The 9,637-nt window shown below is 68.2% G+C and carries 7 protein-coding genes; 5 read left to right on the plus strand and 2 right to left on the minus strand.

The features are described 5' to 3' along the window. Window positions 1-71: 71 nt before the first annotated feature. Together ppdK and ACHFFZ_RS13485 are read right to left on the minus strand one after the other, a co-directional pair. Window positions 72-2,720, minus strand: a complete 2,649-nt coding sequence (ppdK, locus tag ACHFFZ_RS13480) for a pyruvate, phosphate dikinase (protein ID WP_394277119.1) — start codon at window positions 2,718-2,720, stop codon at window positions 72-74. 136 nt (window positions 2,721-2,856) lie between these two features. After that, complete coding sequence (locus tag ACHFFZ_RS13485) at window positions 2,857-3,747, minus strand: pyruvate, water dikinase regulatory protein (protein WP_394277120.1); 891 nt, start codon at window positions 3,745-3,747, stop codon at window positions 2,857-2,859. Between the two features lie 93 nt (window positions 3,748-3,840). Between ACHFFZ_RS13485 and ACHFFZ_RS13490 the strand changes: the two genes are divergently transcribed. From ACHFFZ_RS13490 to ACHFFZ_RS13510, 5 genes are all read left to right on the plus strand, one after another. Then, window positions 3,841-4,896 (plus strand): class I SAM-dependent methyltransferase, encoded by a 1,056-nt coding sequence (locus ACHFFZ_RS13490; protein WP_394277121.1) that lies wholly within the window; start codon window positions 3,841-3,843, stop codon window positions 4,894-4,896. A 46-nt stretch (window positions 4,897-4,942) separates the two neighbouring features. Next, a complete protein-coding gene (locus tag ACHFFZ_RS13495) occupies window positions 4,943-5,731 on the plus strand; it encodes a YwiC-like family protein (protein WP_394277122.1) in 789 nt (262 codons plus the stop codon). Between the two features lie 35 nt (window positions 5,732-5,766). After that, window positions 5,767-6,642: a phosphoserine phosphatase SerB gene (gene serB / locus ACHFFZ_RS13500; RefSeq protein ID WP_394277123.1), complete on the plus strand. Its 876-nt coding sequence runs from the start codon at window positions 5,767-5,769 to the stop codon at window positions 6,640-6,642. A gap of 193 nt (window positions 6,643-6,835) precedes the next feature. Further along, window positions 6,836-7,927, plus strand: coding sequence for a hypothetical protein (locus ACHFFZ_RS13505; protein WP_394277124.1), 1,092 nt, complete (start codon window positions 6,836-6,838; stop codon window positions 7,925-7,927). Between the two features lie 169 nt (window positions 7,928-8,096). Beyond that, window positions 8,097-9,611, plus strand: a complete 1,515-nt coding sequence (locus ACHFFZ_RS13510; RefSeq protein ID WP_394277125.1) for an acetyl-CoA hydrolase/transferase family protein — start codon at window positions 8,097-8,099, stop codon at window positions 9,609-9,611. The last annotated feature ends 26 nt before the right edge of the window (window positions 9,612-9,637 follow it).

Genomic DNA, 9,637 nt, shown 5'->3' on the forward strand with positions numbered 1-9,637 from the left:
CCGTAGCTGGGGACCGGGGCCGAAGCCTGTCCGAACCTGACCGTTGTGGTCAGGGGCTCATGCTCCCCAGATCACTTCCCCTGGGCCATGGCCGCCTTGGCCGCCGCGAAGCGGGCGACGGGCACGCGGAAGGGCGAGCAGGAGACGTAGTCGAGACCGACCGACTGGAAGAAGTCGATGGACTCGGGGTCGCCGCCGTGCTCACCGCAGACGCCGCACTTCAGGTCGGCCTTGACCGAACGACCCTTCTCCACACCCGTGCGCACCACGGCACCCACGCCGTCGACGTCGATCGACTCGAAGGGATTCTTGGGCAGCACACCGTCGACGACGTAGGCGCTCAGGAAGCCGTTCTCGGCATCGTCACGGCTGATGCCGATCGTGGTCTGGGTCAGGTCGTTGGTTCCGAAGGAGTAGAAGTCGGCATGCTCGGCGATCTGGTCGGCCACCATCGCGGCGCGCGGCAGCTCGATCATGGTGCCGATGGTGTACGGCAGCTCCTTGCCGGCCTTCTCGAACTCCTCCTTGACGGCCGCCTCGACGATCTCGCGCTGCTTCTTCAGCTCGGCGGGCAGGGCCACCAGCGGAATCATGATCTCGATGTCGATGGTCTCGCCCTCGCGCTCCAGCACTGCCAGCGCCGCGCGGATGATGGCGCGGGCCTGCATGTCGGGAATCTCGGGGTAGAGCATCGCCAGGCGGCAGCCACGCGTGCCGAGCATCGGGTTCTGCTCGTGCAGCTTCTTCACCTGTCCCAGGACACGGCGGGCGTCCTCGATCTCGGCGGCCGGGGCATTGGTAAGCTCCAGCTTCTGCACCAGCAGGCTCTGGTCCACCAGGTTGGGCAGGAACTCGTGCAGCGGCGGGTCGAGCAGGCGCACGGTGACGGGCAGCCCCTTCATCGCGGTGAAGACACCCTCGAAGTCGGCCTGCTGCATCGGCAGGATCTTCTCCAGGGCGGCAGCGCGCTGCTCGGAGTTCTCCGCCGTGATCATCTCGCGCACGGCCGGCAGGCGGTCGGCACCGAAGAACATGTGCTCGGTGCGGCACAGGCCAATGCCCTCGGCACCCAGCTCACGGGCCTTGCTGGCGTCCTCGAAGGTCTCGGCATTGGCCCGCACGCCCATGGTGCGCACTTCGTCCGCCCAGCCGACGACCTTCTGGAAGTCCTCGTTGATCTGCGGCGGGATGAGCTCGAGGGCCTCGCCGAAGACCTCACCGGTGGAGCCGTTGAGGGTGACCACGTCGCCCTCGGCGAAGACCTTGTCACCGATGGTGAGGGTCTTGGCGACCGGGTCGATCTTGATCCCGGCGGCACCGGCGACGCACGGCTTGCCCATGCCGCGGGCCACGACGGCCGCGTGCGAGGTCATGCCGCCGTGGGCGGTGAGGATGCCCTGGCAGACCAGGACGCCGGCGATGTCGTCGGGGGTGGTCTCGAAGCGGACCAGGACGACGGGCTCATCCTTGCCACCGCGCTCGGCGGCGGTGTCGGCGTCGAAGACGACCTCACCGACGGCGGCGCCGGGGCTGGCCGGCAGGCCCTTGGCGATGGCCTTCTTGCCGTGGTTGGGGTCGATGGCGGGGTGCAGCAGCTGGTCCAGCTGGCCGGGCTCGATGCGGTTGAGGGCCTCGGTCTTGTCGATGACGCCCTCGTCGACCAGGTCGCTGGCCACCTTCAGCGCGGCGGCGGCGGTGCGCTTGCCGTTGCGGGTCTGCAGCAGGTAGAGCTTGCCATTCTCGATGGTGAACTCCATGTCCTGCATGTCCTTGTAGTGCGCCTCCATCTTCTTCATCGTGTCGATGAGCTGCGCATAGGCCTCGGGCAGGACGGCCTCCATCTCGGCCAGCGGCCGCGGGGTGCGGATGCCGGCCACGACGTCCTCGCCCTGGGCATTGACCAGGAACTCGCCGTAGAGCTCGCTGGCACCGGTGGAGGGATTGCGGGTGAAGCAGACGCCGGTGGCCGAGGTTTCACCGCGGTTGCCGAAGACCATCTGCATCACGTTGACGGCGGTGCCCAGCTCGGCGGAGATGCCATTGGCCTTGCGGTAGACGTCGGCGCGCGGGTTCTGCCAGCTGCGGAAGACGGCATTGATGGCGCGGTTGAGCTGCTCGACCGGATCGGTGGTCCAGTCGCCACCCAGGGCCTCGTTGCTGATCTTCTTGAACTCGTCGACGAGCTCCTTGAGGTCCTCGGCACTCAGGTCGGTGTCCTGCTCCACGCCCTTGCGCGACTTCATGTTGGTCAGGGCGTCCTCGTAGGCGTGGGCGTCGACGCCCTCCACGACCTCGCCGTACATCTGGATGAAGCGGCGGTAGCAGTCCCAGGCGAAGCGCTCGTTGCCGGACTCGGTGGCGACGGCCTGGACGGTCTCGTCGCTGATGCCCAGATTCAGGATCGTGTCCATCATGCCGGGCATCGAGACCACGGCGCCGGAGCGGACGCTGAGCAGCAGGGGGTTCTCCTTGCCGCCGAGCACCTTGCCGGTGCGCTCCTCGAGGCGCTTGAGGGCCTCGGCCACCTGCTCCTTGAGGCCCTCGGGCCAGGTGCCGCCCGACTTCATGGTCTCGACGCTGGCATTGGTGGTGACGGTGAAGGCATCGGGGACGGGGACCCCCACCCTGTGCATCTCGGCCACGCCGGCACCCTTGCCACCGAGCAGGGGCTTCATGGTGGCATCGCCCTCGTGCAGGTCGTAGATGTACTTCTCGCTCATGTGTGGAATCTCCTTTGGTTCCGCTACAGGTGCAGGCCTGATGACATGCCATCCGGCCCAGGGTCGGGTGGCTGGCACCCGGTCTTCAGTTGTGCCCGTCGCAGGGTGCGACGGGAGGTTCGTGGGTCGTGCCCGGTCACGGCCTGATCTTCAGGCTTCCTGCCGGTCTGCGCAGCTGGGCACCAGCCCGGCGGGCGCGGTCGTCGACGATGTCGATCACGCGCGCCGCGGCCTCCTCCAGCGCCAGTCCGGTGGTGTCGACGACGGGGCAGCCGAGGCGGCGCTGCACCTTGGTGATCTCGTCGAGCTCGTCGTAGATGCTTGCCAGGTCGGCATAGCCGTCCTTGGTCCCGAATCCACCCAAGCCCTTGACCCGCCGGTTGCGGATCTGGTTGAGCCGTTCGGCATCGATCGTCAGCCCGACGATCCGCCAGCGCTCCAGGCCCATCAGCTCCCGGGGCGGGGCGATGCCGGGCACCAGGGGGACGTTGACGGTGCGGTAGCCGCAATAGCCCAGGTAGATGCTCAACGGAGTCTTGCCCGAGCGGGAGGCGCCCACCAGGCAGATGTCGCACTCGCGCAGGGCCTCCGGGATGGCGCCGTCGTCATTGCGCACGGCGAACTCCATGGCGCTGATCCGCTCGAAGTAGTCGGCCTCGACCGCGACGGGGCGGCGCACCACCTCGTCGGCCTCGGCTCCGGTGGCCTGCTCGAAGGCTGCCAGGGTGCCACCGAGCAGGTCGGCGCTGGCGAGCTGGAGCTCGGCACAGGCGCCCGCGACCAGTTCGCGCATGTGCTCGTTGACCAGCGTGTAGAGCACCACGTGGCGCACCTCGGGCTGTTCGGTGACGGCGGAGCGCAGGTGGTCGAAGACGGTGAACAGTGCTTCCGGGGTGCTGATGCGCGGGTGGCGCACGATGGTGAAGGCGGTGTTGGTGAACTGGGCCTGGGCCGCGCGCGCCAGACGAGCCGCCGTCTCTCCTGTCGAGTCGGCGACCACGTGGATCTGCAGTGGCTCCATTGCCATGCCCACAACCTACAGCCTCGCACTGACGACACTGAACTGTGGGTGGCCCGGCACGATGCGGCGATCCGCCCCCTGTGCTGGGAGGATGGGCATGTGCTTGAGACCGACCCCGTTGACCTGCTGATCGCCGACGAATCGACCGACGTGACCGAGGGCGCCCGCGCCCGGCGCCTCGTCCTGCTGGACGCCCCCGCCCTGGTGGAGCGGGCGCGCGAGACCGCCGACGAGGTGGTGCTGTGGTGCGACGACCTGCGCGAACGCCAGGAGGTGCCCGAGGAGTTGCTCGCCGACAGCCTGCAGGAGGCACTGACCGGGGCCGACCTGGTCTGGATGCGCCTGCCCAAGGGACTCGGCGGGCTCGACGAGTACGCTGAGCTGATCGCCAACCATGCCGACCGGGATGTGCGGGTGGTGGCCGGTTCCCGGGTGAAGCACATGACCCTGAGCATGAACGAGGTGCTGCTGACGCACTTCGGGTCGGTCAACGCCTCCCTGGGCCGCCAGAAGTCGCGGGTGCTGCACGCCCGGCTGCCCTATGACAGCGAGCCCAGCTGGCCGCGCTCCAAGACCCACGCCGACCTGGGCGTCGAGTTGTGGGCCCACGGCAACACCTTCGCCGCGGCCAAGGTGGACCCGGGCACGAGGATGCTCGTGGACAACATCGGCAAGGTCGGAAAGCTGGTCGGCGGTTCGCCATCGGAGGCGGCCGTCGAGGGCGGGGCGCTCCAGGTGCTCGACCTGGGCTGCGGCAACGGCGTCCTGGCCACGCTGCTGGCCCGCCGCTTCCGCACCGCCCACGTGATGGCCAGCGACGTTGCCTGGTCGGCCGTGGAGGCCACCCGGCTGACCGCGAAGGCCAATGACGTGCGCGTTGACGTGCTGTGGCGCGACGGCCTGGGCGAGTTCGCCGACGACTCCCTCGACATCCTGGTCACCAATCCGCCCTTCCACGTCGGGCACGCGAAGGAGTCGGGGCCGGCACTGGAGATGTTCGCCGATGCCGCCCGCGTGCTGCGCAAGGGTGGCGAGCTGTGGTGCGTCTACAACTCGCACCTGCCCTGGCGTGCCCGCCTCAACGAGCTGGTGGGACAGACGACGATCATCGCGCAGAACCCGAAGTACACGCTGACCCGTACCGAGGTCCGCTGACCCCACCCCGGATTTCCCCCGGCTGATGCCGGGATAATCTGGGGTCATGGGCAGGAGGTCAGGCAACCGCGGGTGGATCCCGCAGCAGCACGGCGCATGGGCCATGCTCGTCGCCCCGCTGCTGGTGGGGCTCGTGGTGCGGTCGCGGGACGGACTGCCTGCCTGGGCCCTGCCTCTGGCCGCCACCTGGCTGCTGGGCTACTTCGCCTTCAACGCCTGCGGCCTGTGGCTCAAGGCCGCACCACGCCGGCGCGCCAGCCACCTGCCCGCCCTGCTGACCTGGACCGGCCTGGCCGCGCTGGCGGGCGTGGCGACGCTGTTGCTGGGAGGTTGGCCGCTGCTGTGGTGGGTGCCCTTCTTCTGCCCATTGCTCGGCACCGCACTGTGGCTCACCAGCCGCCGCCACGAGCGGGCGCTGCTCTCGGGCCTGTGCACCGTGCTGGCAGCCTGCCTGCTGGTGCCCATCCTGGAGTTCACCACGCCCCAGGCCGCCTGGGTCGCCTGGCCCCATCCGAGGCTGGCCGATGCGCTGGCCCTGTTCGGCTACTTCTTCGGCACCGTCTTCGTCGTCAAGACCCTCATCCGGGAGCGCGGCAAGCCCGGCTGGGTGGCGGCCTCGGTGGGCTGGCACGCAGTCTGGGTCCTGCTGGCGCTGGCAGGCCACCGCCACGGCCTTGCCGGCACGGCCTGGATCGTCTTCTTCGTCCTGTCGACGGCCAAGGCCTGGCTGCTGCCGTGGATCGGCCCGCGGCGCGACCGCACCATCCGGCCGGCCCAGGTGGGCCTCGTCGAGATCGCCTTCAGCCTGGCCGCGCTGGCCATCTGCCTGTGGTGAGGGCGCCGATCACTCGCAGCACCTAGTCTGTTGCCGTGCAGCAGACCGTCCGAATCGTCCTGACCGCTCCCGGTGAGATCCCCTCGGCCCTGTCCGAACTCGTCGTGGAGCAACTCACCGATGCCCACGATGTCGAGGGCCACCGCGCCGACTGGGGCCATGTCTTCAGCGCCACCGGTGTGCTCACCGAACTGGTGCGCACCCGTTCGTTGGTGCGCGGGGCCGCCAACCGCGTCGGCATCGACGCCGCGATCGTGCGCGAGCCGTTGGTCGACTCCGCCCCGAAGCTGCTGGTCATGGATGTCGACTCCACACTGATCACCTCCGAGGTGCTCGACGAGGTCGCCATCCATGCCGGCAGCGGCGAGAAGGTGGCCGAGATCACCGAGCGGGCCATGCGCGGCGAGCTGGATTTCGCCGCCGCCCTGCGCGAACGCGTCGCCACCCTGGCCGGGACGGACCCGTCGGTGCTCGACGAGGTCCGCTCCCGCATCGAGTTCAGCCAGGGCGCCCGCGAGCTGGTGGCGGCCGCCAAGCGGGCCGGGACGATGGTGGCGCTGGTCTCGGGTGGTTTCGCCGAGGTGGTGGAGCCGCTGGTCGAGGGTCTGGGCATCGACGACATCTCCGCCAACCGTTTCGAGGTGCGCGACGGGCGGCTCACGGGCCTGACCCGCGGCGAGGTGGTCGATCGTGCCGCCAAGCGCCGTCACCTGTTGCGCTGCTGCGAGCAGCTCGGCTGCGGGCCCGAGGAGGCGGTCGCGGTCGGCGACGGGGCCAATGACCTGGACATGCTGGCAGAGGCCGGGCTGGGCGTGGCCTACTGCGCCAAGCCGGTGGCGGCCACCCAGGCTCCGGCGACGATCAGCTTCCCGCGGCTCGACGCGGTGGGGGCCTTCCTGCGGCTGGGGTGATGGCACCATTGACCCGAGCACCGGCCTGACGAGCAGGGACCACACCGGGTCGCACACCCCGCGTCGCCGGAGGTCGCCTCGACCCAGGCTGGCTCCGCGTCGCTGGACCGGGGGCCCCTTCCGCAGGCTAGGCCAATGGTCATAGTCTTGCTCCACTGGTGCCCCAGCGGCGCCCCGGAAGCAAGGAAAGACCATGATCCGCACCACAGTCGGCGTTCTGGGCGCCGCGACCCTGATGTCCGTGGCGGTGAGCGCTGGTGCCCCGGCACATGCCGCCGGCAGCGTCACCGTGACAGCCTCCGGCTGCAACACCGTCAAGATCACCAACACGACGGCCACCACCCAGTACCTGTCCTTCGACGGCGGTGACTTCGCGGGCGCCAAGCGAGGGGTCACCACCACCTTGACCCTGCCAGGCGGCGAACACAGCTGGCTCGCCGCCAATGACACGGCAGACATGCCGACCGCCTCCGGCCAGGTGAGCGTCAAACCGTGCTCCGGCACGAAGCCCCGCCCCGTCGACGGCGACCAGAACGGCGACAGGCGTGCCGACGTCCTGGGCATCCAGGACAAGACCGGGACCCTGTACTACTACCGAATGAGGGCCACGGGACTGGCCGATGGCGTCAAGGCCGGCACCGGCTGGAACAACATGGTCTTCATGCAGCAGGTCAACGAGATCGAGGGCGCCGGAAGCCCGAACGTCCTGATCGCCGTCCGTAATGACGGCACCGTCTGGCGTTACGACAACCGGGGCTATGGACGGTTTGCCAACGGCCGCCAGATCGGCTCGGGCCTGAGCGGCTACGACAACTTCAGCATCACCCAGACCAACAACCTGCTCAGCTTCGGTGGCCACGCCCTGCTGGCACGCAAGGGTGACAACCTCTATGCCTTTGATCTCACGGCCACCAGTGTGGTCCGGTCCACCACCTCCGCCGAGGACCTGGTCACCGACGGCTGGGGCACCACCACGAAGACCATCGCCGTACGTGACTTCGATGGCGACCACTTCGGCGACATCGTCTCGATCCACAGCGACGGCACCATGTGGGCCGACATCATGAACCCACGCAGTACGGGTCCCGTCACCCGTCAGGTCGGCTCGGGCTGGGGTGCGATGCAGACCGTGACCTCTCCCGGATCCCTCAACGGGGACAAGTACAGCGACCTGGTCGCCCGCCGAAGTGACGGCAACCTGTACAAGTACCTCAACCAGGGTGGCCGTTGGGGCGCCGCCACGAAGATCGGCCAGAACTGGAACGGCATCCGGCTGCTCGCCTGATTGCACCGGGGAAGGGGGCTCCTCCCGTTCTCTGAGGAGCCCCCTTCCATGCCGGAACCACCTCTCCCGGAAGTGTGCCGCTCAGGGTAACCTGACGTGCACAGACCCTGACCGCCAGTGAAGGCGGCGCCCACGGGTGACAAAGGGGCCATGTCTTCAAGGAGGAAAAATGGCAGATCGGATCGCCAACGAGAAGTTCCGCAACAAGGTCATGTCGGCCGCCGATGCCGCCGCCCTGATCGAGCCCGGCAGCAAGATCGGCTTCGCCGGCTTCACCGGTTCGGGTTACCCGAAGGAATTCCCCGTCGCCCTGGCCGCACGCATCAAGGAGGAGCGCGCCAAGGGCAGCGACTTCCGCATCGACTCGTTCACCGGCGCCTCGACCGCCCCTGAGCTCGACGGCGAGCTGGCCGGCGCCGACGGCATCGGTTTCCGCACCCCCTACCAGTCCGACCCGGTCCTGCGGAACAAGATCAACGACGGTTCAACCTACTACTCGGACATCCACCTGAGCCACCTGGCCAACCAGCTGGCCTACGGCTTCTTCGGAGACCTGGACTACGCCGTCGTCGAGGCCACCCAGATCCTGGCCGACGGCTCCGTCGTGCCCTCCTCCTCGGTGGGCATGAACCGCACCTACCTGACGCTGGCCAAGAAGATCATCATCGAGGTCAACGAGTGGCAGTCCGAGGGCCTGTTCGGCATGCACGACATCTACTACGACATCGCCGAGCTGCCGCCGAACCGCAAGCCGCTGCCGATCGTCAAGCCGAGCGACCGCATCGGTGACAAGGTCTACACGATCGATCCCGAGAAGGTCGTCGCCGTCATCAAGACCAGCGGCCCCGACCGCAACTCGCCCTTCAAGCCGCTCGACGAGGACTCCAAGAAGATCGCCGGCTACCTGCTGGACTTCTTCGACTCCGAGGTGAAGGCCGGCCGCCTGGGGGAGCACCTGAACCCGCTGCAGTCGGGCGTGGGCAACATCGCCAATGCCGTGCTCGCCGGCCTGCTGGAGAGTGACTACGAGAACCTCACCTCCTACACCGAGGTGATCCAGGACGGCATGGTCGACCTGCTCGATTCCGGCAAGCTGACCGTCGCCTCGGCCACGGCCTTCTCGCTGTCGCCCGAGTACGCCGAGAAGATGAACGACAACGCCTCCGAGTACTCCAAGAAGATCATCCTGCGCCCGCAGGACGTCTCCAACCACCCCGAGGCCATCCGCCGCATGGGTGTCATCGCCTGCAACGGCATGATCGAGGCCGACATCTACGGCAACGTGAACTCCACCCACGTCATGGGCTCGCGCATGATGAACGGCATCGGCGGCTCGGGTGACTTCACCCGCAACGGCGCCTTCAGCGTCTTCGTCTCGCCGTCGACGGCCAAGGGTGGCGACATCTCGGCCATCGTCCCGATGGTCAACCACGTCGACCACACCGAGCATGACGTCAGCGTCATCATCACCGAGCAGGGCCTGGCCGACCTGCGCGGACTGGCCCCGCGCCAGCGCGCCAAGAAGATCATCGAGAACTGCGCCCACCCCGACTTCAAGGAGCAGCTGCTCGACTACTTCGAGCACGCCCAGACGGTCGCCAACGGCCAGCACACGCCGCACGACCTGACCAAGTCGCTGAGCTGGCACTCGAAGTTCCTGGCCGACGGAACCATGAAGGCCTGAACCTGATCAGCAGCTGGAGACACTAC

The organism is Luteococcus sp. (assembly GCF_043424415.1).
Lineage (GTDB): Bacteria > Actinomycetota > Actinomycetes > Propionibacteriales > Propionibacteriaceae > Luteococcus.